The 22,848-nt window shown below is 68.7% G+C and carries 22 protein-coding genes and 3 pseudogenes; 12 read left to right on the forward strand and 13 right to left on the reverse strand.

Going from position 1 to position 22,848, the window contains the following annotated elements:
* Positions 1–66: 66 nt before the first annotated feature.
* Genes ON30_RS31425 through ON30_RS31430 form a run of 3 tightly spaced genes read right to left on the reverse strand, consistent with a single transcriptional unit; the run spans position 67 to position 2,361 of the window.
* On the reverse strand, positions 67–867 hold the full coding sequence (locus ON30_RS31425) for a hypothetical protein (RefSeq protein ID WP_157183992.1): 801 nt from the start codon (positions 865–867) through the stop codon (positions 67–69).
* A 1-nt stretch (position 868) separates the two neighbouring features.
* Positions 869–1,150 (reverse strand): hypothetical protein, encoded by a 282-nt coding sequence (locus ON30_RS39810; RefSeq protein WP_157183993.1) that lies wholly within the window; start codon positions 1,148–1,150, stop codon positions 869–871.
* Positions 1,147–2,361, reverse strand: a complete 1,215-nt coding sequence (locus tag ON30_RS31430; RefSeq protein ID WP_040713471.1) for a cutinase family protein — start codon at positions 2,359–2,361, stop codon at positions 1,147–1,149. Before ON30_RS31430 ends, ON30_RS39810 begins: the two co-directional genes overlap by 4 nt.
* Positions 2,362–3,508: 1,147 nt before the next feature.
* Between ON30_RS31430 and ON30_RS31435 the strand changes: the two genes are divergently transcribed.
* The 3 genes from ON30_RS31435 (at position 3,509) to ON30_RS31445 (ending at position 6,148) form a co-directional block, all read left to right on the forward strand.
* Positions 3,509–4,333: an MBL fold metallo-hydrolase gene (locus tag ON30_RS31435; protein WP_169334972.1), complete on the forward strand. Its 825-nt coding sequence runs from the start codon at positions 3,509–3,511 to the stop codon at positions 4,331–4,333.
* A gap of 469 nt (positions 4,334–4,802) precedes the next feature.
* Entirely contained in the window at positions 4,803–5,126 is a 324-nt protein-coding gene (locus ON30_RS31440) for a hypothetical protein (protein WP_157183995.1), read from the forward strand.
* Entirely contained in the window at positions 5,123–6,148 is a 1,026-nt protein-coding gene (locus ON30_RS31445; protein WP_040713473.1) for a tyrosine-type recombinase/integrase, read from the forward strand. Before ON30_RS31440 ends, ON30_RS31445 begins: the two co-directional genes overlap by 4 nt.
* 655 nt (positions 6,149–6,803) lie before the next feature.
* Here ON30_RS31445 and ald read toward each other — a convergent pair.
* The 5 genes and pseudogenes from ald to ON30_RS41535 all read right to left on the reverse strand — a co-directional run bounded on the left by ald (position 6,804) and on the right by ON30_RS41535 (position 9,377).
* A pseudogene (ald, locus tag ON30_RS31450) lies at positions 6,804–7,902 on the reverse strand (alanine dehydrogenase).
* A 62-nt stretch (positions 7,903–7,964) separates the two neighbouring features.
* On the reverse strand, positions 7,965–8,120 hold the full coding sequence (locus ON30_RS41520) for a hypothetical protein (RefSeq protein ID WP_245554302.1): 156 nt from the start codon (positions 8,118–8,120) through the stop codon (positions 7,965–7,967).
* Positions 8,120–8,905, reverse strand: a complete 786-nt coding sequence (locus tag ON30_RS41525; protein WP_245554303.1) for an aminotransferase class III-fold pyridoxal phosphate-dependent enzyme — start codon at positions 8,903–8,905, stop codon at positions 8,120–8,122. The genes ON30_RS41520 and ON30_RS41525 overlap by 1 nt, the downstream gene beginning before the upstream one ends.
* A 17-nt stretch (positions 8,906–8,922) precedes the next feature.
* Positions 8,923–9,231 carry an aminotransferase class III-fold pyridoxal phosphate-dependent enzyme gene (locus tag ON30_RS41530; protein WP_245554304.1) on the reverse strand — a complete coding sequence of 103 codons (309 nt, stop codon included), beginning with the start codon at positions 9,229–9,231 and terminating at the stop codon, positions 8,923–8,925.
* Positions 9,228–9,377, reverse strand: a complete 150-nt coding sequence (locus tag ON30_RS41535) for a hypothetical protein (RefSeq protein WP_245554305.1) — start codon at positions 9,375–9,377, stop codon at positions 9,228–9,230. The genes ON30_RS41530 and ON30_RS41535 overlap by 4 nt, the downstream gene beginning before the upstream one ends.
* A 134-nt stretch (positions 9,378–9,511) precedes the next feature.
* On the opposite strand from ON30_RS41535, the gene ON30_RS41540 reads away from it, so the two are divergent.
* Entirely contained in the window at positions 9,512–10,069 is a 558-nt protein-coding gene (locus ON30_RS41540) for a hypothetical protein (protein WP_245554306.1), read from the forward strand.
* 56 nt (positions 10,070–10,125) lie between these two features.
* Here ON30_RS41540 and ON30_RS31465 read toward each other — a convergent pair whose 3' ends face one another.
* Positions 10,126–10,929, reverse strand: coding sequence for an SDR family NAD(P)-dependent oxidoreductase (locus tag ON30_RS31465; RefSeq protein WP_040713520.1), 804 nt, complete (start codon positions 10,927–10,929; stop codon positions 10,126–10,128).
* Positions 10,930–11,847: 918 nt separating this feature from the next.
* Between ON30_RS31465 and ON30_RS31470 the strand changes: the two genes are divergently transcribed.
* From ON30_RS31470 to ON30_RS41550, 8 genes and pseudogenes are all read left to right on the forward strand, one after another.
* On the forward strand, positions 11,848–13,026 hold the full coding sequence (locus ON30_RS31470) for a condensation domain-containing protein (RefSeq protein ID WP_040713474.1): 1,179 nt from the start codon (positions 11,848–11,850) through the stop codon (positions 13,024–13,026).
* 177 nt (positions 13,027–13,203) lie between these two features.
* Positions 13,204–14,421 (forward strand): condensation domain-containing protein, encoded by a 1,218-nt coding sequence (locus tag ON30_RS31475; protein WP_157183996.1) that lies wholly within the window; start codon positions 13,204–13,206, stop codon positions 14,419–14,421.
* Positions 14,418–14,573 (forward strand): annotated as a pseudogene (locus ON30_RS42440) (glycosyltransferase); the annotation flags it as partial. The gene ON30_RS31475 and the pseudogene ON30_RS42440, both read left to right, overlap by 4 nt.
* A 752-nt stretch (positions 14,574–15,325) precedes the next feature.
* Positions 15,326–15,643 (forward strand): glycosyltransferase, encoded by a 318-nt coding sequence (locus tag ON30_RS42640; protein WP_505805316.1) that lies wholly within the window; start codon positions 15,326–15,328, stop codon positions 15,641–15,643.
* A pseudogene (locus tag ON30_RS31485) lies at positions 15,636–16,584 on the forward strand (ATP-binding cassette domain-containing protein). The gene ON30_RS42640 and the pseudogene ON30_RS31485 overlap by 8 nt, the downstream one beginning before the upstream one ends.
* Complete coding sequence (locus tag ON30_RS31490; RefSeq protein WP_040713480.1) at positions 16,581–17,402, forward strand: ABC transporter permease; 822 nt, start codon at positions 16,581–16,583, stop codon at positions 17,400–17,402. Before ON30_RS31485 ends, ON30_RS31490 begins: the two are co-directional and overlap by 4 nt.
* Before the next feature lie 17 nt (positions 17,403–17,419).
* Positions 17,420–18,139 (forward strand): hypothetical protein, encoded by a 720-nt coding sequence (locus ON30_RS41545; RefSeq protein ID WP_245554307.1) that lies wholly within the window; start codon positions 17,420–17,422, stop codon positions 18,137–18,139.
* Positions 18,123–18,809, forward strand: coding sequence for a hypothetical protein (locus ON30_RS41550; protein WP_245554308.1), 687 nt, complete (start codon positions 18,123–18,125; stop codon positions 18,807–18,809). Before ON30_RS41545 ends, ON30_RS41550 begins: the two co-directional genes overlap by 17 nt.
* 158 nt (positions 18,810–18,967) lie before the next feature.
* On the opposite strand, the gene ON30_RS36705 is transcribed toward ON30_RS41550, so the two are convergent.
* The 4 genes from ON30_RS36705 to ON30_RS41895 form a co-directional block, all read right to left on the reverse strand.
* Positions 18,968–19,612, reverse strand: a complete 645-nt coding sequence (locus ON30_RS36705; protein WP_051030252.1) for a DUF8020 domain-containing protein — start codon at positions 19,610–19,612, stop codon at positions 18,968–18,970.
* A 314-nt stretch (positions 19,613–19,926) separates the two neighbouring features.
* Entirely contained in the window at positions 19,927–20,937 is a 1,011-nt protein-coding gene (locus tag ON30_RS31505) for an AraC family transcriptional regulator (protein WP_051030253.1), read from the reverse strand.
* 256 nt (positions 20,938–21,193) lie between these two features.
* On the reverse strand, positions 21,194–21,895 hold the full coding sequence (locus ON30_RS31510; protein ID WP_157183998.1) for a DUF8020 domain-containing protein: 702 nt from the start codon (positions 21,893–21,895) through the stop codon (positions 21,194–21,196).
* Positions 21,896–21,932: 37 nt separating this feature from the next.
* A complete protein-coding gene (locus ON30_RS41895) occupies positions 21,933–22,646 on the reverse strand; it encodes a DUF8020 domain-containing protein (RefSeq protein WP_505805315.1) in 714 nt (237 codons plus the stop codon).
* Positions 22,647–22,848: the final 202 nt, after the last annotated feature.

Consider the following 22,848-nt stretch of genomic DNA (forward strand, 5'->3'; position numbering starts at 1 on the left):
CGCTCAGGTTCGCGATCGCGGTCAGGACCGCGATCACACCGACCGGCACGACGTCGACGACCGCGCTCACAACGCACCCGCTTCCCGCGCGCCGGCCCGCGCCCACATCGATGCCGGGACCGAGGTGCACCATGCGGTCGCGGACCCCGGCCTCCCCTGCCCGCAGGCATGCCCGGTCGAGGTCCGATGTGGAAGCGCCCACGTCATCCCAGGGAGCGTTCTCATGGTTTGATGCGCATATCCGGATAGCGGTATGTAGTACGCCTCGCTGCGTGCCGGGCTGCTGTGCGCGGCGGTGGCGTCGCAGGGGGTGGTGCGCAGCGGGTGGGTCAGTATCCACGCGGCGGCGAGCAGGATGGCCAGGGCGGCGAGTATGCCGATCAGTTCGAGGACGGCCCTGCGGGTGGGAGTCCCCCGCGGTCGTCGCCTCCGGTGTGGGGTCGGTGGGTGGGGTGTGGTGATGATGCCGTCGCGGGTGAGGTTGTCGGACAGGTTGATCCAGGTCGCGCCGGGGCGGAGGTTTCGGCAGTGGATGACCGCGACCGAGGTGAGTCCGCCGTGGGCGAGTTGTTCCAGGGTGCGGGGTAGTTGGCGTAGGGGGCGGCCGATGGTTCGGGGTGTTCCGAGCACGATCAGGACCGCGGTGTCGATGCTCACCGCGGCCAGGGTCGGGGCAGCCGACGCGTGGTTGCTGTGGTGGCTGATCACGACGATGCGGTGGTCGTGGAATCCGACGAAGACGAGGTGGGCTCGGTCGGGGGTCTCGACGCCGAGGACGGCGCGGGCCGCGGTGAGGGCCTCGTCGATGGCGGGGGTGAGATCAACGCGCGGCCGCATGTGGGGTTGGGGTGGTTCGGGGGCGCTCATTTCAGTGGGCTTTCGTTCGCGTCGACAGGGATCGCGCCCATTCGCTGTGGCAGCTCGGCGCCGGTCCGGCGACCGTGCATCCGGAACGCCCCGGCGGGGACGCGTAGGACGGCGGGGAGGCCGTCCTACCCGCTGCGGGGTCTTGTTGGTGGGTGCCGGGTTCGGTGGTGTGGGCGAGAGTGAGTGCGATCAGGCAGGCGAGCAGGACCGCCCACCCGGCGGGTCGGAGGATCGCGCGGGTGGGCGTGGCGGTGCGTCGGGTGGGCGGGCCTGGGGTGGTCACGGTGTCGACAGGTCCTCGGCGAGTGCGCCGAGCCAGTCGGCGGCCTGTCGGGTGTGCCCGGTGGGGCCGTAGCCGGTGTGGTGGGCGGGCGCGGTGAACAATTGTCCGAGGACCGCCGGGTCGAGCAGGTCGGCGTTGTCGGCCGCGACCTGTGGAAGCGCGGCGAGGACCTGGCCGGCCAGTCGGGGGATCTGGGCGAGGGGATCGGCGACGACGGCCGCGGTGAGCGCGGCGACCTTGTCGGCGACGGCTTGTTCGCTGCCCGCGTGCGGGCCCGGTCCGGGCTGGGCGGCGTCGGCGATACGTTGGGAAATGCTCTGCCGGGGTGCATAGTCGACCCCGGCCTCGGTGATCGACAGGTCGTCCAGGATGACGGCCGCACCGGTTTCGGCGACGGTCGCCGACCACGCGGCCCCGACCGACTCGACCGCGGTCACCGGGTCGCCGAGGTCGGCCTGGGCCAGGACGCCCGCGGCGGTGCGCAGGGCCGCGGCGTTCGTGGGTGCGTCGCAGGCCAGGTCGGCGGGCACGCACAACTCCCCTACCCTGCCCGACAGTTCGGCGTAGTCGACTCCGGCGCCGACGATGCCGGGGTTGGCGGGAACGGGGTTCAACCGCACCGTGGAGGTCGAGGAGCCGTCGGCGCCCGGGGCGGGGTCGGGGGTGGTTTGGCCGGGTCGGCCGGGCAGCGGGTCGACGCCGGGGTTCTTGGCCGGGTTGCTGAGCAACGCGACACCGGCCACCTGCTCCGGCGCGACAGGTCCGGCACCGGTGCCGACTTGTTGCGCGAACTCCGAGACCGCCAGCGCGCCTTGGGAGTAGCCGACCGCGGCCAGTCGTGTGTCGGGGCACTGGCCGAGTGCGGTGGTGGCCATCTCGGTGAGGTTGTGGCGTGCCTGGTCGACGGAGTCGGCGAAGGGCAGCCGCCCGGTTCCGGTGCCGAGCACCGCGCCGAAGCCGGCGTCGTAAGGGACGTAGGCGCGCACGACCTCGGGGTGGTCGGCCAGCGTCGGGCCGAGGATCAGCCCGAGCATGCCGCTGTCGGTGTGCGGGTCCGCGTACGGGGTGGATTGGCCGGTGCCCTGGACTCCGAGGACCAGCAGCGCCGGGCACGGCGCGCCGTCGGGGATCGCCGCGGGCGGCTCGGCGGCCGCCGCGGCCGAGCCGGTCATCAGGGCCGCGGCGGCGGTGCACGCTGCCGCACCCCACACGCGGGTGCCTCGCCGTGTGGACCGCGGGGGATGTCGATAGTGCTTGCTCACAGGCTTTTTCGTTCCTCACAGGTTGTGCCGCTGCGCGGCGCAAAGGTCGATGACGGACGCGGTGCGCACTCGGCGCGGGTGTGCGGGGCCGCGCCGAGTGCGGGGCCGGTGCTACAGGAACGGCAGCACCGAGTAGACGATGTTGAGCACGATCGAGCTCGCCGTCTGCGCCAACGCCAGACCGTTGGCCAGCGCACCCAGAATCTCGTTCATGAATGAACTCCCTTGCATTTTTCGGGCAGGACTCAACCCCGCCGGACCCAACAAATTTCGAGGCACGTTGAATTCGCGTACGGTCGCGAATTCGCCCCGCTACACGATCAGGGGAACACGAATCCGGAAGAACCAACGGGTTCGTGTCGACATCGACACGACCCGGTCTCCCCCGTCCTGCGATCCCCTGCGTTGCGTTCCGCATCGAGTTCGGGTGAATTCGATTCTCCGGGTTCGCCGTGGGGAACCCGGAATTCGGAACGCCTCAAGCATTCGACACCCGCGACACGGTGTCAATCCATCCCACCCGCACAAAACGACGGCCCCGATCCCCCGACCCGCACACAACGATTCACCGCCCGCCGATCACCCGCCGCAACCACGCCCCACAGCGACGGCACAATGCACCTGAGGCGTTTTTCCAGCATCTATGCCGCGCAGGCAGCCGCACGCCACGAGACGGGAAGCGAAACCTACCGGCCCCGCCCCCGGACGGACACCGCAGTCGAACAACACCAGTCAGCGCAGGAACTACACGACCGATGTTTCCTGACTCCCCCGCGTATTCTCACCCTTACCGGGAGCGGACACCGAGTTTTCTCCGGTTTGTCGGCGGTGACCCGCAAACATTGTGCGGGTCACCGATATTGATCCCCCCGGAAGCTTTGTGGTTGCGTTATTGCATCGCTCGACATCCGCGACTACAGCAGGCGAGCGACGCCCGATCCGCCGGTGTCGTGCGCCGATCATCTGCCGTCTAATTCGCGCACTGCTCCCCCTTCACAGAGAATTACGGTGCCTCGTGTCTTCCATCGCTCCGCCTTCTTCGATCACCGCCGACGATGCTCGCTGGCGTCGGCCCGCGCGAACCCGCACAATCCAGTTGGGCCGGCTTCGCCTGACCCATGTCCGTGACGGGGCGGTGGCGTTGCGCACGCAGTACTGGCTTCCCGCCGCGACCGTCGAGGACCTCGACCGCTACCGCGGCCATCTGGACGAGGCGGGCAACCTCGCGGCCGGGATCGGTGGACTGCTCGTCGGCCAGGACACGATGATCGACGCCGGGTTCGGGCCCTTCTCCTTCCCGGCCCATCCCGACAACCCGGTCTTCGGGCACATGTTCGGCGGTGAACTACCCACCAACCTCGCCCGCGCCGGCCATCGCGCCGACCAGGTCCGCTCGGTGCTGCTCACCCACCTGCACCTGGACCACTGCGGCTGGCTGGCCTACCCCGAACCCGACACCGACACACCACCGTTCGCCCACGCCCGGGTCTACGTCCACGAACGCGAATGGGCCGAACGCGAACACGCCCTCGACACCGGCGGCCTCACCCCCGAAGCCCTGGACCTGCTCGCCGCGCGAGTGGTCACCTTCGGCGACGACCAAGAGATCGTGCCCGGCATCCGATCGGTCCCCCTGCCCGGCCACACCGTCGGCCACACCGGATTCCTCATCACCTCCGGCCGGCACCGACTCTGGGTCCTGGGCGATGCCCTGCACACCCCGATCCAGATCCGCCACCCCGACTGGTCCCCCCACGCCGACCACGACCCCCACCGCGCCGCACTGAGCCGAACCCGACTCCTCGAAGCACTCACCGACAGCCCGGACCTGCTCTACGCCAACCACTTCGCCGACGTCGTCTTCGGAACCATCACCCGCAACGACACCGGCACCACCTTCTGGCAGCCACACCACGACTGACCGACCCGAACCACCGCCCAACCGCCGGGACCCATCGCCGATGTCCAACTCCGCCGGCACGAACAGCGCCTGCCGACCGAACCTGACCACGGCCACCGACGGCCGGGCTCGCGTCGGCCCCGTGGTGGGCGAACCTCTGATCGCCCCACCACCGACACGCGACGGCCGAGCGAAGGACGTATCACCACATGCGCCGACCTCACCAGGGAGCATCACCGTGGACTCCGACACCACACCAGGACGGGAATCGACCTCCATTGAATCCCCACCCCGGCAGAATCATTCTCCCGGGGGCCGATCCGATCTCGCGCACCACGATTCGAGTCCGGCGTCGTCCGCGCTGTCCACCCTGTTCTCAGGGCTCTACGAGCCCGCGGTCACTGTGCAGGCGACACAGCAGATCCTGGCGCCGGAGTTTCCGTTTCCCGACGACTCCGAACACATCTCCACCAGTGGGGTGCATTTCACGATGACAGTCGTCGACCGCAACGGGCGAATCGCCGCAGCCCCGGCCGCACGGCACCTGGCATGGGTGGTGGGACAACACTTCTCGATCCGAGCGCACCGCAACTCGGTGGTGACGATCCTCCGCTGCGCTGACGGTGCGCCGCTGCGCCCCCACGGATTCCTCCACATCCCGATGCGCGTGCGCGGCCAGTGCCGGATCACCGTGGGCGATCGTGTCCTGCTCGCCGCGTCCCGCGAACACGACCGCCTCGTGGTCTACCCGCCCCGCGCCCTCACCACCGCGCTCCACGCGGATCGCCCCGACCTGTGGGAACGCGCGTCATGAAAGACGCCGAGGTCGCCGACCTGCTCCAGACCATCTCCCGACTCGGTCTCACCGTCGTCGGCAAGGACCACCACCCGAATCCCGCCCCGATGCCGACCTTCGGCGAGTTCATCACCCGAGTCACCGCTGCCGCTACCCCGATCCAACGCGAGACCTACGGGTGCTACTGGAAGATCGTCGCCGCGGAATGGGACGAGCGCGCACTCGACGAACCCACCTCCCTCGAGATCACCGGACTGATGAACCAGCACCAGGCCCGCGCGGTGGTCCGATCGAACTGGCGCGGCGGGATCGGCGCCAAACGCAACCTGCTCTACGCCATCCGCTGCCTCTACCGCTACGCCGAACTCGACAACCTCATCCCCCCTGCCGACAACCCGGCCACCAACGTCGAGATGCCACGCAAACTCGACAGCACCCGACACGCACTACTGCCCGAACAGGTACGCGACCTCGGCCGAATCGCCGCCGAAACCGGCAACGACACCGAACTCGACGCCCTCATCCTGCGCCTGCACATCGAAACCGCCTGCCGCCGAGAAGCCGGACTACGACTCGACCACGACGACCTCAGCACCGCCGACAGCACCGTACTGCTCCACCACAAAGGCGGCGTCGACGCCTGGCACCCCATCACACCCATACTCATGGACCGCCTGATCAGACACTACGAAAACCGCGGCGGCCCCGACACCGCCGCCGGCACCCGCATCTACCGCACCCACACCGGCAAACCCATCACCGACCGCCGCTACGACAACCTCCACACCCGCTTCCACCACCACCTCCCCTGGGCCGGAGCCAAAGGCGTCACCGTCCACTGGCTCCGCCACACCACCCTCACCTTCGTCGAACGCGAATTCGGCGAAGCCATCGCCCGCCGCTACGCCGCCCACCGCGACCCCGGCACCACAGCCACCCCCATCTACACCAAAGCAACACTCGGCGAATGCGCACAAGCACTCGTCGCCGTCACCGGACAAGACCACCCCCTCGCCACACGCACCCGCCGACGGACCTGACACCGCACCGCGGACGCAGGAGAAGTCGGCGACGACATGTGGAGCATCGGCGCTGGATCCCGGCAAGACGGTCACCGCAGCCTGTCGGTGGTGGCTTGTTCGGTACAGTCCGAGCCGTTGTCGGTCCGGTCGGGTCGCACGAACCCGGACCGGACCGACAACGTTCATCTTCGACGCGGAGCCGACGAATACCTCGCGGCAGTCCGCAGTGCCGCCTTCCACACAGCCCGGCACTACGAGCAGCTGACCCGCACAACCGCCGTAGGCCCGCTGCTACCCCGCGCACAATTCGACCGAGCACTCGCGTCGACGGCGGACTCGCCTTCCACCAAAATCTCTGGATCACGCCCGGCCCGAGGCCCCTCTCGCGCACAGTTTCACGTCAGCTACGACACTTTTTCCGTGCCACGTGTTGGAGTGCACTCGCACACACGGAGAACGATCAGTGGAACACGCTCTGAACTGCACTGATTGATGGCGTATCTGCAACTTCACGACAGGTGTGACACGCCGAAAAGTATGCCGGCGTTACAGCCAGGTGGAGGTTCGGCGGTGATCGCGCCGGTCATCCCGCCGCCGACGCGGTTTGCCGACCAAGATCGCCGAGGACGGGAACCCGCGAGCCGATCCGCCGACCGGGCGGCACCCGCACAGTTCAGTCGACATCGAACGCCGCCAGGTCCGGAAATGCTTCTGCCACAGCCTTGTTGGCGATCGTACCGGCAATGGTGTTGAGGCCGCGGGCGAGCGCGGGGTCGTTGGCGACCGCCTGGTGCACGCCGTGGGCGGCGAGCGTGCTGACGTAGGGCAGGGTGGCGTTGGTCAGGGCCGGGGTCGAGGTGGCGGCGGCCGCGCCCGGCATGTTCGCCACGCAGTACATGATCGACTGTCCGATCGTGAACGTCGGCGCGTCGTGGGTGGTCGGTCGCGTACCGGCGAAACATCCGCCCTGGTCGACCGCGATGTCGACGAGCACACTGCCTGGCTTCATAGCCTCGATGAGATCGATGCCGACCAGTTCGGGCGCCTTCTGGCCAGGTATGAGGACCGCCCCGATCAGGAGATCGGCTTCGATGGCGGCTCGCTCGATCTCGAGGGCACCGGAGGCCAACGTCTTCACACGGCCGCGATAGATACCGTCGAGCGCGCGCAGCCGGGCGGCCGAGATGTCGAGTACGGTGACGTCGGCGCCCGCACCGACGGCCTGCATGACCGCGTTGGAACCGGTGATCCCGGCACCGATGACGGTGACCTTCGCCGGGCGCACGCCGGGCACTCCGGCGAGCACACAGGCCCGGCCGCCATTGCTGCCGAGCAGGTGATACCCGCCGACGAGCACCGACATTCGGCCCGCGACCTCGCTCATAGGTGCCAGTAACGGCAGGCTGCCGTCGACCGGCTGCACCGTCTCGTAGGCGAACGCGGTGGTGCCGCTGCTCAGCAACGCGTCCACCAGCGGTTCGTTCGCCGCGAGATGCAGGTAGGTGAACAGGGTGAGATTCGCGCGCAGGAAGCGGTATTCCTCGGCGACCGGTTCCTTGACCTTCAGCACGAGTTCGGCGACCCAGGCATCATCGGCGCTGGTCAGGACGGCACCGGCGGCACAGTAGTCGTCGTCGGTGATGGCGCTGCCTCCCCCGCACCGGCCTGCACCGCGACGGTGTGGCCGGCAGCGGTGAGTTCGCGGACACCCGAGGGGTGATCGCCACCCGGTACTCATGGTTCTTGATCTCACTGGGGATACCGATCCGCATCGTCGGTCCTTTCGTTGTTCGGATATGGCGCGGTGTCATGAGCCTCCCTCGAGCGGCACCCGTCACCGCGACCGGATGGCTTTGAACGCCTCGTTCGCGATGTCGAGGGTGCGGGCGATATCGGCACGGGTGAGCGCCGCGTTGATGAAGTGGTTGTGATGCGAGGTCAGGAACACCCCGCGCCGCACGCACTCGGCGATCCAGTCCTGATGCAGCATCAGCGAGTCGTCACCGTCGAGCCGCAGGTAGAACAGCGCGGGCTCACCGGAAGTGATAAGGGTGTGGTCATTACTCGCGGCCACATCCTCGAGTCCGCGCACAGTTCGGCGCCGAGTTCACGAAACATCCTCGGGCCGTCGATACGGCGCAATTTCTCGATGGTGGCGATACCCGCCGCGAACGGGACCGCACTCATCCAGTAGCTGCCGGTGTAGGTGATGGAACTCACGGCCTCGCGCAGACTGTCGGCACCACACAGTGCCGAGACGTTGTAACCGTTGGCGATGGCCTTGCAGAAGCAGATGAGGTCGGCCCGGAATCCGAAGTAGTGGTCGCTGCCCGCCATGTCGAGACGGAAGCCCGCGCGGACGTCGTCGACGATGAGCACCACACCGAACTCGTCGCACAGCTTGCGCACTCCCTGCCAGTAACCGACAGCGGGCGCGATGTTGTCGCCGAAGTTGCGGTGCTGGTAGGGCTGGGCGATCAGGGCTGCGATCGCGCCGCGATGTTCGGTGAACACCGTGCGCAGCGCCTCCAGATCGTTCCACTGCACCTGGATGTTGCCCGCGACGTCCTGTTCGAGGACACCCGGATAGTCCAGCTTCTGGGTCCACGGCGCGACACCGTGGTAGTAGCCCTCGATGAACACGATCCCGCGCCTGCCGGTCGCCGCGCGCGCGGTCATGATCGCCAAGGTGGTGACGTCGCCACCGTTCTTGGCGAAGAAGGCCCAATCGGCGCCAGCCACCGTGTCGACGAGCAGTTCGGCGAAATCCACCATGACCGTCGAGGGGATGGTCAGACATCGGTGAGCGCCGCCTGCGCCTGCGCGGCTTCGGCGACATCGCGGTCACCGTATCCGAGCACGTTCGGCCCGTATCCGCACATGTAGTCGATGAATTCGTTGCCGTCGACATCCCAGAAGCGGGTGCCCTCGGCACGCAGAGAGTACAGCGGGAACGCCGAACGCGGGATGTAGCAGCCCTCGCTCGGGCCCTGGTGTCCGTAGATGCCACCCGGGATGACCCGCACCGCGCGCCGGAAAACAACATCGCTGGTGTCGTACCGGTAGGGGGTGATGGTCTGATGGCTTTCGGTGGCGGTCATCGTGATCGTGCTCCCAGGTAGGCCCCGACCCGGTCGAGGATGCGATTGGTGTTGTCGACGAGCGGGATGAATCCGCGCATGGCGATGCGGCCGTCGCAGACACAGGCGAGCGCACTCTCGCGGCCGGCGAGGATCGCACCGGCCACGTCGAGGTCGGCGAAACGCAGTGTCGCGCGTGGCGGCCATCGGCATCCTCGACCAGACGCAGAGTGTGGTCGGTGACCTGGATGCGGTGGCGCACCTCGTCGCCGACCTCGAGGTCGAGTGATCCGTCGGGCATGTGGTGGGCCCAATAACGGCCGCCGCGATCGAGATTGCCGACGACGACAATGGCTCTGGTCGCGACGTGCAGTGCGAAGCGGGTGCTGATCTCGGCGAACTGTGGATCGGCCAGCCGCTCGGGCTCCGGTTTCAGGTAGCCGGCGAGCATTTCGGTGAGCGGACCGAAGACCGCGCCGAGGAAGCGCAGGCCGCGCGGACCAGCCAGCGGACATGGGTCTTTCGTCCCCGCTATGACGGCGTTGAGGTGCGCGACCGAGGAGAACAGCAGGCGCGGCCCCGCGTGACCGGATGCCGTGCGCGTCACCCCGGTGACGGTGAAGGTGAAATGGGCCCGTGGGCCGCCGCGCACCACCAGTGTGAGCGAGGTCGGCGTGTGCACTTTGGTCAGCACGGCACCCGCCTCGGTGGACAGGCGCGCGAGTTCGGGGAGTGCGTCGAGAACCGCATGCAGATTCACGGCGGCCAGGACGTGTTCGTCCAGTTCGGTCAGCACGCATGTGGCCCTTCGGTAGGCGGGCGGAGCGCGGTTGGCGATCCGGCGAGCGGTCGTCGGTGACAGGGCGGGCTGTCCGGCGGCGAGCCGGACCGCCCGATCGGCGGTCGGTGGGCCGGTCACGGCACCCGGACGGGTTCGGGTCCGGCGATCCTGCGCTGCCCGGCAGCCAGGATCAGCCTGCGCGGCACGAATCGGACCGCCAGCGCCATGAGGCGATTGGCCAGACCGACCGTGACCACCGGCGCGTCGCCGCGGTCGATCGCCCGGAAGGCTGCGTCCACGACTTCCTCGACGGTGGCCACGCGGCCGACCTTGAACCGTTCGGTCCCGGCGACCTCGAAGAACTCGGTGGCGATCGGGCCGGGACACAGTGCGAGCACCCGCAGGTCGCTGCCACGGGTCTCCTGCCAGATAGCGGCGGTCAGCGACGTCAGATACCCCTTGGCCGCCGCGTACACGGCCAGGGTCGGCAGCGGCTGATGTGACGCCGTACTCGAGATGTTGAGAAGCACACCCCGTGGTGCCCGGAGCAGGGCGGGCAGCAACAGCCGGGCCAGCAGGGTCGGCGCGGTGATGTCGACGGCGATCTCCTCGGCGATACGGGCCGGATCCTCGTCAACGAACTCGTCGGCGGTACCGAAGCCCGCACAGTTGACCAGCACGTCGACCCGGTCGCTCGCGGCCTCGATATCGGCCACCAGCGCCTCGGGTACGCACGGGTCGGCCAGATCGCCGACCAGTACCCGGACACCGACCTGATATTCCGCGCCGAGTTCCCGCGCTATCGCCTGTAGGCGCGCGGCCCGGCGCGCGATCAGGACCAAGTCGTAACCGCGGGCCGCGAACCGGGTCGCCAATCCCCGGCCGAGTCCGGAACTGGCCCCGGTGACAACGGCGAGCGGCCGGTGCCGAGTCGGCATATAGATATCCTTCATGGTTTTGCCGGAAATCGACCGGCGAACTACTGGACAAGTGACCAACTTCGTTTATCTAATATTCCAAAACGCGCCCCGGTCAAGTCCGTGTCATGGGATTTACACGATCGCGACGAACCGGAAACGCCGGGTTCGAAGACGCCGTACAAATATATTCGGCAGGCGATTCGGACATGACCCCCCGGAATGCCGGGCGACGCACGGCGCCACTACCCGACAGGCGTCGCGCTGCGGGCGGGCCACTCCCGCCGGCCCGATATCTACGCACTGAGCTGCCCTGATGTGCTCCGGAACACAGTGGCCCCCGATCGGCCACAGGCTGGCGCGAAACGGCCAGAATGCACGCACGACGCGAGGTGCGCACGATCCCCGAATACGCTCGCCACAGGCTCGCCGGATTGCCCGGTCGGTGCGGACGCGGAGGTTCGCAATCTTCCCGATTGTTGCGCGGGGCGTTATCCGGCGAGCCGCTCACACCCACAAATTACTTCCCCGCCACTCGGCCTCCGCATTGCAGCGGAGCTCGCCCCGCCGCATCATTAGCTCCCGTTGCCCCGAGCGAATGATGCCACCACATCGAAAGAAATCGACCGGCACCCGGACACGAATTCCCGAATCGTTGCGGGGGCGCCCGGAATATTCCGCACCCGAATGCACCCCCAGCCGCCACCACGGTCTGGACACGATGTCATGGAATTGGTGAGAGTCAATGGAATACACAACTATGTCGCAGTTCGACGTGAAGCCGGGTCGGCTGCGGCTCTGGCGCGCCACCTCCGCGCCGGATGCCCGGTGGCATCTCGACCACCGCCCCCTCACCACCGCGCACAAGCAGTACTGCCGCGAATCGTCCCCGGTGATCCCCGGCCCGGCCGTGGCCGCTGGATCGGCACCATCTTCGAGATGGATGCCGCGCTGCACGTCGGCACCTTCCGCGACATGCTCTGGATGTGGCACGCCCGCCACGAAGGGCTGCGGACCACCGTCGTCCTCGATTCCGATCCCCGCCTCCCGATCTGCCGGCTGACCTGCGACGCCATCGATGTCGACATCGTGGACGAGGACAGCACTGACCGGGACGACGCCACCGAACTCAACCGGCACCTGTGCGAGATCATGGAATCGGACCTGTCGCCGCTGGTGTGGCCGCACCTGCTAGTCGCGACGGTCGAACACCGTGACGGGGCGGGCTTCACTATCCTGGTCGGCGCCGATCACTCGGTGATGGACGCCTATAGCCAATTGCTCGTGATCACCGAGTTGCACACCGCCGATTACGCCGTCCTGGAACGGCGAAGCGCCGCCCAGCTCACCACCGATTCACCCGCCGTCGAAATCTGGCGGGATTTCCTTGCACGCTCCGGCGGTCTGTTCCCTCGGTTCCCGGTGCCGATCGCCACGTCATCGACCGCGACCCCGGCGGCGCAGACGAGTATCTCGCAATGGCTGCTCAGTGACGAAGAGGCATACGCCGCAGAGCAATTCGCGGCCGATCTCGGATTCCGCCCGCCCGTCGCGATCTTCGCCGCCCTGACCCTGGCGGCCAGGACGGTGACCGGCTCCACCGTCTTCCGCACGATCATGCCGCTGGCGACCCGGCCGACCACCCGCTTCTCCGCATCCGTCGGATGGTTCGTCAATATCGCACCACTCGAGGTCGAAGTGTCCGCCGACGCCGACTTCCCGGACGCGCTGGTGGCCGCCCACACCGCCCTGAGCCGCGCGAAACCGACGATGACGCAACCGGCGGCACGCATCATGGAACTGCTCGGCACCACCGACTACCCCCGGTTCGCCATCTCGTTCGTCGACCTCCGGTGCCTGCCCGACGCTGAGCCGATCGCCGGACTCAACGGCCGCACCCTGCGCGCGGACTCCTACGCCGACGACGAGATCTACTTCTGGGTGGGACGGATGAGCCGCGGCCTGAACATCTCCTCGCGCTTCCCCGCCACCTGGCCCGTCACCATGGTGCAACGCTTCATCTACGCCTTCACCGAGGTGCTGCGCGAGGCCGCCCATCGCACCACCGGCCTGCGCGCCGTCGCGGTGGTGCCCGAGCCGGGCAAAGGGGTGGCGTGATGCGGTTCGTGCCCCTCGCCGATGCCGTGCGGGTCCGGACCCGGCCGGTGCTCATCGCCGCGACTGCGGCCGCGCGCCGAGGCGGCCGCCGCCCGCGAGTCCACGGCACCACCGACGTTCCTGCAGGCCGATCATCTCCGCACGGCCGATCCGGGCGCCCCGGTCTACCTCGGTATGGTGACCACCATCGCCGGTGTCCTCGACACCGCGCGGCTGGTGAAAGCGGTCTCCGCCTTCGTGCGCACCCACGACGGACTCAGAACCTGGTTCGACCGCGCCGACACCGCACCTGTGCGCCGGATCGTGGCACCCGAGGCGGTCGCGTTCGAAGCGGTCCCCCTGCCCGATCCCGCACCAACAGGATGGACCGACGCACTGCTACGGCACTTCGAATCCGCCGTATCCCCGTTCGAGTGGCCGGGCGCCTGTTTCGCGGCCATTCCGCGCGAACACGACTTCGAGCTGGTGTTCGTGGCCGATCACGCCTTCAGCGACGGTATCTCACAGGCGATGGCCGCCGCCGAACTCACTGCCCGCTACCACGGCACGAACCCGGCAACGGTATCCGGCGACGACAATGCCGACTACGCGCTGCGCGAACACGAGCGAGCCGACGACTCCCTCGCCGACGCGCTGTATCCGTACTGGGAACACGCGCTGGGCCGCACCGGATTCCGACTGCCCGGCGCCCCGATCGATCTCGGCGTCCCCGAGGGCAGCAGGCACCGCCGCAGCCTGCGCCGCACCGAACTGCTCGCAACGACGGCCGCTGACTCCTTCGACCGGTGCGTCGCCGCCAGTGGTGCCACCATGGCGGCGGGGGTGTTCACCGCTCTCGCACTGACCGAATTCGAACTCACCGGCCGCGAACGGTTCTGGACACTGAATGTCGCCTCGGTGCGGCACGGCCGCCGCTTCGCCACATCACAGGGCTGGTTCTGCAATTTCGTGCCGATGACCTTCCCCCTCGGCGAGCAGCCCACCTTCCTCGGTACCCTGGCCGCCGCGCACCGTGCCGTGGTCCACACCCGCCGGATGTCACGACTGCCCGCCCACGCCGCCCTCGGACGGCTGATGGCATCCGGCCGTGGCGCCGAACTCGTGACCCGCGAACCGTATTTCGTGACCGTTCTCGACCTGCGCCACGGCACCCGCTCGGCTGCCAACGACCCCGACACCAGGCTCTTCACCGCCGACACCGATACCTCGACGGTGTCGATCTGGGTGGGTCGCGACGATACCCGGTACCCCCTCGGCCTCGGCGCCCCCGATGTCGCGGTGGCCACCGAACGGCTCGCCGACTACACCGACAGGTTGTGCCGGATCATGGCGGCGATCGCGGTGACCGGCGACTACACCGCCGAGGCACCCGCCGCCGATCCGGTACACCCATGAAGGCCCTGCTAGCCTTCGGGGGCAGCCGGGGCGATGCCCAGCCCGGTATCCTGCTGGCCCGCGAGCTGATCGATCGCGGCCACCGGGTGACCCTGGCGGTCTCACCCAATCTGGTCGAATTCGCCTGCGGCCACGGCATTCCCGCGATCGCCTTCGGCCTCGACACCAACGACCTGTTGCGCGCCCAGTTCGATAGCGGTCCTGCGGGCGGCCCGCTGCGCCGGCTGCGCCGACTACGCGACCTCAACCGGCAGGGATTCACCGAGTCGGCCGAGGAGTTGCTCGGGGCCTTCGACGGTACCGAACTGGTCGTGGCGGCCATGGCGGGTGAGGAAGTGGGGCGCGCCGTCGCGGCCGTCGGGTTCGCCTCGGTGCACTTTTTCCCGATCCATCCGAACCGCTCGGTGCCGATCGTGCCCACCGCGTGGGGGTCGGCGGTGCCCGGCCAGGTGAACCGGGTCGGCTGGGCAGCGGCCGGACGAGCACGGGCCTGGGCGCTCGCGCCCGACGTCGCCGCACTGTGCGCCCGCGAACCCGGCGCCGCCCGACGGCCCGCCGAGATCGCCCTCCATGCCTACGATCGGCGCCTGTTCGGCCCGTTGTCGCTGGAGTGGGATGCGGCACGGCCGTTCGTCGGCTTCCTGGTACCGACCGAGATGACCCGGCCCGACGACGACACCGAACTCGACGAGTGGCTCGCGGCGGGTCCGCCACCGGTGTACGCGGGATTCGGGTCCATGCCGGTCGGTGACGTCGACGCGGTGATCGCCCTGCTGCGTTCGGCATGCCTGCACCTCGGGCGCAGGCTGCTGTTCGTCGGCGCGGCGCCCTCACGGACCACCTCTGATCTCGCCGTCCGCGCGGCCGTCTCGCATTCCTGGGTGCTCCCGCGTGCGCCGTGGCGGTGCACCACGGCGGCGCGGGGACCGTCGCGGCCACCCTGCGCGCCGGAATCGCCTCGGTGGTCTGCTCGTTCCTGGCCGATCAACCCTACTGGGGGCGACGCCTGGAAGCCTTGGGAACCGGTGTCACACTGCCGTTCACCCGGCTCACCGAGGCCAGGGCGCGGCAGCTGCTGACCATCGCGATGAGCGCCGGGGCCGCCGGGCGCGCGGCGACCTTCGCCGCCGAATTCGCCGACGACGGGTTGGTCCGAGCAGCCGACGCCCTCGAACGGCACACGACCGCCGCCAGGACCGCCATCGGGAGACGACATGGATGAGCCACCCGCGATCGAAACCTCGAGGCTAAGCAAGTCCTACGGCGAAACCACCGTGGTCGACGGTATCGATCTGGTGGTGGACCGTGGATCGGTACTCGGCCTGCTCGGCCCCAACGGCGCGGGCAAGACCACCATGGTGCGCATGCTGGCGACCTCACCCGCCCCACCAGCGGACATGCCAGGATCTTCGGCTACGACACCGTAGAGCAGGCACGGCCGCCCGGTCCATGACCGGCCAGTACGCCTCCCTCGACGCTGGTCTGTCGGCCGAGGAGAATCTGCGCGTCCTCGGCCGTCTGCTCGGGCTGTCGCGCCGCGCCGCGCAGCGGCGCGCGAGTGAACTGCTGGCACAGTTCGAACCCACCGAGGTGGCCCGGCGCGCGGCCCGCGCACTGTCGGGAGGTACCCGCAGGCGACTCGATCTGGCAGCCACCCTGATCACCGCACCGGCACTGATCTTCCTCGACGAACCGACCACCGGGCTGGACCCGCACACCCGCAACTGCATGTGGGAATCGCTACGCGCACTCGTCGAGCAGGGCGTCACCATCCTGCTGACGACCCAGTACCTCGAGGAAGCGGATGCGCTGGCCGACCGGATCGCCGTCATCGACCGTGGCGCGATCATCGCCCACGGCACCCCGGAAGAACTGAAGAGCTTGGTCGGCGAGGACAGTCTGAGCCTGCGCCTGGTCGACCCGGCCCGCGTCCCCGACGCGGTGTCGACGGCGGAACGGATCTCGGGAGCCGTACCACGGGTCAGCGCCGAGGATCTCTCCCTCACGGTGCCGCTGCGCACCGTCGAGCTGGCCACCACGATCCTGATCGAGTTCCAGCGCAGCGGAATCCGCCTGCGCGGGTTCGGTGTCGACCGGCCCGACCTCAACGAAGTGTTCTTCGCACTCACCGGCCACACCCCCTTGCCAGGAGCCGCCCGATGACCATTATCACCAACACCGCTGTCGACTCGCGACCACGGCCGCGCACCCCGGTCGCCGCGATCGGCACCCGTGCCGTCGCGCACCAGGTGTGGATCATGACCGTGCGCGGTCTGCTGACCTTCCGGCGCAATCCGCAATTGCTGTTCGACGCGGTGGCCCTGCCGATCATCACCCCGGTCCTCATCGGCGGCATCTTCGGCAATGCCATCGCGGGCAGTACGCAGGCGTATCTGCCGGTGCTGATTCCCGGCGTGCTGGTGCAGATCGTGCTCACCGCCTCCGTCACCACCGGTGTCCAGTTGTGCGAGGACGCGAATTCCGGTGTGCACGAACGGTTCCTCACCATGCCGATCGCCCGGCTCACCCCGATCGCGGGCCTGCTCACCGCGGGCATCGTGCGTTATGTCATCGCGGCGTCGACACTGCTGATCGTCGGATATCTGATGGGCTATCGCCCGCTGTACCCGCTGCTGCTGGTGGCCGGTGCCTGCCTGGTCGTGGTGGTGACGGCGGCCATGAGCTGGATCTTCGCCGCGGTCGGCCTGCGGTTCTCCCGCCCGTCGGCGGTCCAGGGTGTCTCGGCCATCCTGCTGACTCTGTTCACCCTGGCCTCCAATGCCCTCGTTCCCGATTCGACGATGCCGCGCTGGCTGGCCGCCATCTCCGATGTCAACCCCGTCTCGCATCTGGTGTCGGCGGTGCGCCTGCTCACCGAGACCGGCCGTTTCGGCGCCGACGCCTGGTGGTCGTTGTGCGGTGCCTGCGTCGTGGTCATGATCTTCGTCCCTGTCACGCTGCGCGCGATGCGGCGCCACTGATCGAGAAGGACTTCGCGATGGTCTCCCCCACCGTCCCCGAGGCTGCTCCCGCGTCGTCGGCGCCCAGGCCGATGAATCGCCTCACCGCCGACGATGACCTGTTTCTCAAGGCCCACCGGATCTTCGGATCCAAACTGCTCACCCAGATCGCGTGGCGATTCGACCGGCAACTGTCACGGGACGCCGTCGAAGCTCTGCATGCCCAACTGACACAGGGCTTCTTGGCCCGGCGAGTGGTCCGCAGCCGCATCCCGCTGGCCCGGCCGTGGTGGGCACCAGCGACCGCCAGCATGGCACCGATATGGGAAACCGACCCGGTGCCCGAGGGCGGCGTGCTCGACTGGCTGGCACAGCAGGCCGAGGTCGACTTCGATCCGGCCGACGGACGGATGTGGCGCCTCTCGGCCGCACCGCACGGCACCGGATCGCTGCCGTCACTGGTGACCTCCCATGTCGGCGCCGACGGCGGCGCGGTCGTCTTCGCGGTGCGCGATGCCGTCGAACGGATCTCGCGCGGCCTGCCACCCGATCGGCACACGAGTTCGGGACGGCTGGTCGGCGATACGCCCGGTACGGGGCGACTGCGCGCCGACCTGGCCGATATGCGCGCCAGTTTGCGGGGCCATCGGCGCGGGAATCGCGGCCGCCTGGCGCAACCGTCACGTCGAGGATGCCCCGCGCCACCCCCGTACCGCCTGGCCTCGGCTCGAGCTTCCGCCGGTGCATCGGCCTGCTGAGGTCGTGGTCTCCTTCGCCCTGGCCGACTGGGAGCAGACCGCGGCGCGGTTCTCCGGTTCCTCCAACGGCCTGATGATCGGCACGGCGGTGGGCATCCTCGGACGGTCCGGACGGATCACCGACGGCACCCGTGTTCGCGTCGACGTGCCGTGGTCGACCCGCGTCGAGAACGATCCTCGCGGCAACGCCACCACCGGGGTCGCCGTCACCGTGACCTACCGCCGCAACCAGCGGGTCGACCTCGACGAGGTCAGGGCTTCCACCAAGGCCGCCCTGACAGCACACCGCGACCCGGCCACCACGCCCGCACTCCATCACCTGCAACCCCTCCAGATGGCAGTACCGGACATGATCGCCCGACGACTAGCGCAGACCTCCAAAGCGCCGGTCTGCCTGTGCACCAACCTCGGAGACTCCGCGGCGACGATCGAGGTGATCGCGGGGGTGCGGGCGCGGGAGATGGTCATGCGCCCCATCGTGGGCTCGGGCGATATCGAACTGTTCCGCCGGAGCGAGGGCGGCCTGCACATGGCGTGGTGCAGTGACGGCGACAACGTCACCTTGGTGATCGCGGGAACCGACCCTGACCGCTTCCCCACCTCCGCGCACCTGCGGCAACTGGTCACCGACGAATTCGCCACCTCGGAACTTTCCCCGCGGTTCTGGTGACGGCCCGCCGGGATGATCCGGATCATCCCGCTCTCCCCGTTCGAGGGGCATGATCCAGATATACGTCCGCCCCGGAACAGCTGCCGTAGCAGTCGTTTCCGGGGCGTCCGCATTCCCGGATGTCGTGCCCGATGCCGGTTTCGGGCACGATCACCGGATCAGGGGGTGGGCGAGAAGGCTCCGACGAGGACGCCGACGACCGAGCCGACGATGCCGCCGATGGTGCCACCGGTCATGCTCCCGGCCGCACCGCCCGCGGCGCGGCCCGCGAGACCGCCCGGTGCGGCGGCGAGACCGGCGGTCGCCGCGCCCGCGGCGGCACCGGCACCCGTGCCACCGGTGATGCAGCCGATGAGGCCGCCGAGGGCACCACCGATCGCACTGCCGATCGCGCCGCCTGCCGCCGCGGCGGGCGGGATGGCGACCAGGCCGATCTCCTCGGCCCGTACCAGCGGCGCCTCCGAGAACGTCGCAGCCGCCTCCGGCGCGATGATCGGCGTCAGGCGCGCGGAGTGCTCGCCCGCCTCGACGTTCAGCGCGACCGAACGGCCGGCCACATCGAACGTCAGGGGCACGCGGATGAGTACGGCGCCCGCGTCGTAGGCCAGCTCAAGAGCGTCGCCGACGACACGGAAGTGACCGGAATCGATATCGGTCACGACCGTGGTCGCCTCGGTCCGGACGGTCCAGTCGATATCACGCTCGACGGCCTCGGCCGAGGCCGAGCCCGCGGCGCCGACCCCGGCCGCCACCACGACGGCGCCGAGGACAACGGACAATCCAGTACTGCGGAGATAGTGCATGTGCGGTTCTCCATCCACACGGTGAGTCGGATCGGCTCGGTGATAGGGGGGCCAAAGGATTCAGCGACGCGATCTCGGGGCGAATTCCACGGCATCCGGTCGGCGGATTATCCGGGACGGGGGCCGATGAGATTCGACCCCGCGCCGCCATCGATGACATTACGGAACTCGTTACGCCCCAACCCCTATCACGGTCGCATCGGTCCGGTACGGCCACCGCGGTGTCCGGTTCTGCGCACTTCCGCTGGTACGCACCGGTATCCGACACGATGGAATCAGCCGGCGCGTACCACGGTGCCGAGGCCGGACGGGAATCAGCCACTCGCACTCACCCGGCGCACGGTGGCCGGTGAGGTACCGGTCCAGCGCAGGTAGGCACGGCGCAGCTGCCTACCGTCGCTGAATCCGACCTCCTTGGCGATGGCCTCCATGGTCAGTTCGGACTGCTGGAGCAGTAACGTCACATGACGCTCTCGGACCCGGTCCCGTACCGTGCGGAAACTCTCACCGGCCGAGTGCAGGTGGCGGCGCAGGGTGCGTTCGGTGACGTGCAGTTGCCGGGCGGTATCGGCGGCGGTCGGTGCCGCGCGCAAGCGGTCGGCGAGCAGCCGTTCGATCGCATCGATGATGTCGGCCGGTCCACCCACCGGACGTACCAGCTGCCTGCACGCGTCGGTCGCCGCGGCACAGGTGGGTCCGTGCCGGAACGGCAGGCAGCGCTCCAGAAGAGCGATCGGCAAGCGCAGACGGCAGGCGTCGGCGTCGAAGGTGATGGGGCAGGGGAAGATCCGGCGGTAGTGCGGGGCGTGCGCGGGGGCCGAGTAGGTGAGTTCGAGCGACAGCGGCGCCACCTCGCCACCGAACATCGTCCGGACGAACACCATCACCGACGACAGCGCTTCCTCGAACAGGAATACGGTCAGGCCGGGGCGCGGCTCGCGTTGCCACAGTGTCAGGACGATGGCATCGTCGGTGACATCGAAGTCGACGTCGACCAGACTGCCCGACGCGATATGCAGCTCCGCCGCCAGCTCGATGACCTCCGAGGTGGTCCCGCAGGCACTGAGCGCGACACCGAGCATACCGAGCGAGGCGAGCACGTCACGGCTGCCGACGCGTAACCCCAGCGGCCCCGGTGGCAGCGCACGCAGGGCCCGTTCGAGCACGGTCATCGTCTGCGCGAAGGTGAGCGTGGGATGCGCGCCCATCATCAGCGCCACCGGGTCGACATCCACCCCGGCGAACCACGGTACGGCGGCGACGCCGAACTGCCTGCCGACCTCGACGACACCACGCAGGACGACCGGTGGAATCGCCTCGTCCACCGGAGCGGGGGATTCGTGACGTCGAAGCGATGACAGCGCGGGCCGACTGTGCCGCGCACGCGCGGCTGTGGCGGAATCGGATGATTCGACTCCGTGGAGCATCATGGGATACCTCGGTTCCGATCGGCGTCGCTGCTGCCGGCAGCGACCAGGTTGAAACTGACATCACCCCTCGCGGCGGTTCCGGCCGTGAACCGGCGAAAGAGCCGCGCCGCCGATCTCCATCGACCGAGCGCGGCCCTTCGGCCCCTGCCTGCTACCCCGAACCGCTGGAGAGGTTCGGGATAGCGGGCAACCGGAGATTGGCGTCGGGTACGGGCGGGCTGTCGGGATTCTGCAGACCGTCTCCGTCGGCGTACGGAGTAGTTCCCGGCGCCGCCTGCACCGTGGTGAGGTACTTCCACAGCCCGGACGCCAGACCGACGGCGCCACCGGCGATTCCGCCGAGCGCACCGCCCGCGCCGGCGAAGACGCCAGCGGCCGCCGCGATCGTCGACAGGCACGCGGGAGCGATCACCACACAGGTGGTGGCGCCGACGATGGCGCCGACCACCGCACCGAGCAGGGTGCCCGCGACGAGCCCCACGGTGGGGCCGACCGACATGTCCGTGGCGAAGTCGTTGAACGCGAGCTGATTCTCCAGCGCGCTCGCCACCGGGGCACGGTGGCGGGCCGTGGGCAGCAGGGTCACCATATGCCCCCCGTGCGCGATCCTGATATCGAGCGGATACACCGATCCGTCGAGCTCGTAGGCCGCGGGCATGGTGTCGAGCAGGACACCCGCCGTATCGCGGAATCCGACAACCGAGCCGTCGTCGAACAGCGCAGCGGTCGCGTTCTCGACCGAGATCACCACGGAGGCACCGATCGTCGCAGCCTTCCAGCTCGCGGCCGCAGGCGGGGCCGCCTGCGCCACCGGCGTGACGGCCAGAGCACAGGCCGCCGAGGTCGACAGCACCGCTGTCGCCAGCATCGTCCTCATCACGACACCCCGCTCACTGTCCGGCCGACGCCGGAGGCTGCGGGGCGCCGTACAGATCAGGGGCGTACTTGCTGGTACCCGGCGCGCTGTTGATGGTCGTGACGTACTCGTAGAGGGCATAGGCGACACCGGGACCACCGACACCGATCATGCCGACGACCCCGCCGACCGCGGCCGCGAGGCTCAGCACCGGCAGCACCGCCAGCACACACGCCACCGAGACGGCGGCGCAAACGGCACCGGAGACGCCGATGCCGACACCGACACCGATCACCGCGCCGATGGCGGTACCGATGAGCGTACCGACCGAGGTGGAGACGCTGACCGCGTTGATCAGGTCATTGGTCGCGAGCTGATTCTCCAGCGGGGACGCGACCGGGCGGAGGGCGGTGCGATCGAGACCCGTGAGATCGGGCTCCAGCCGTAATTCGTGCCCGTCCGCGGAGAGCTGCTGAATGAGGCGGATCGCCTGCCCGTCGACGGTGGCGAGCACGGGCACCATATCGAGGACCTGTCCCCGCCCGTCACGTACCGTGATCGGCCCACTGGCCGGATCGAGGACGAAGCTCGCACCGCTGACTGTGGTGACCACGCCACCGTCGACGAGAGCGGTCCGATAGCCGGGCACCTGCGGTTGCTGTTCGGGTGCCGCGGTCGCGGGTACCTGACCGAGAGCGACGACTCCCGCCGCCAGCGCACACACCCATGTCATTCTTCTGACTGTCATCGAAGATCCCTCGACTACTCGGTGAGGTCGGCCGCGCACGGCCGGAAACAAAGCTGACCAAACACACGGTAGGTCAGCTCAATGGAAAGTCAATAGTTCGAGTGGAAATGTGGGGGGCCAGCCACCCCGGGCGACGAACCGGAAACTTTCGACACAGTTTCGCCACGACGAGTTCGCCATGATGTAACACCACGGCCGCTGC

The sequence above is a fragment of the Nocardia takedensis NBRC 100417 genome (genome assembly GCF_000308695.1).
GTDB classification, from domain to species: domain Bacteria; phylum Actinomycetota; class Actinomycetes; order Mycobacteriales; family Mycobacteriaceae; genus Nocardia; species Nocardia takedensis.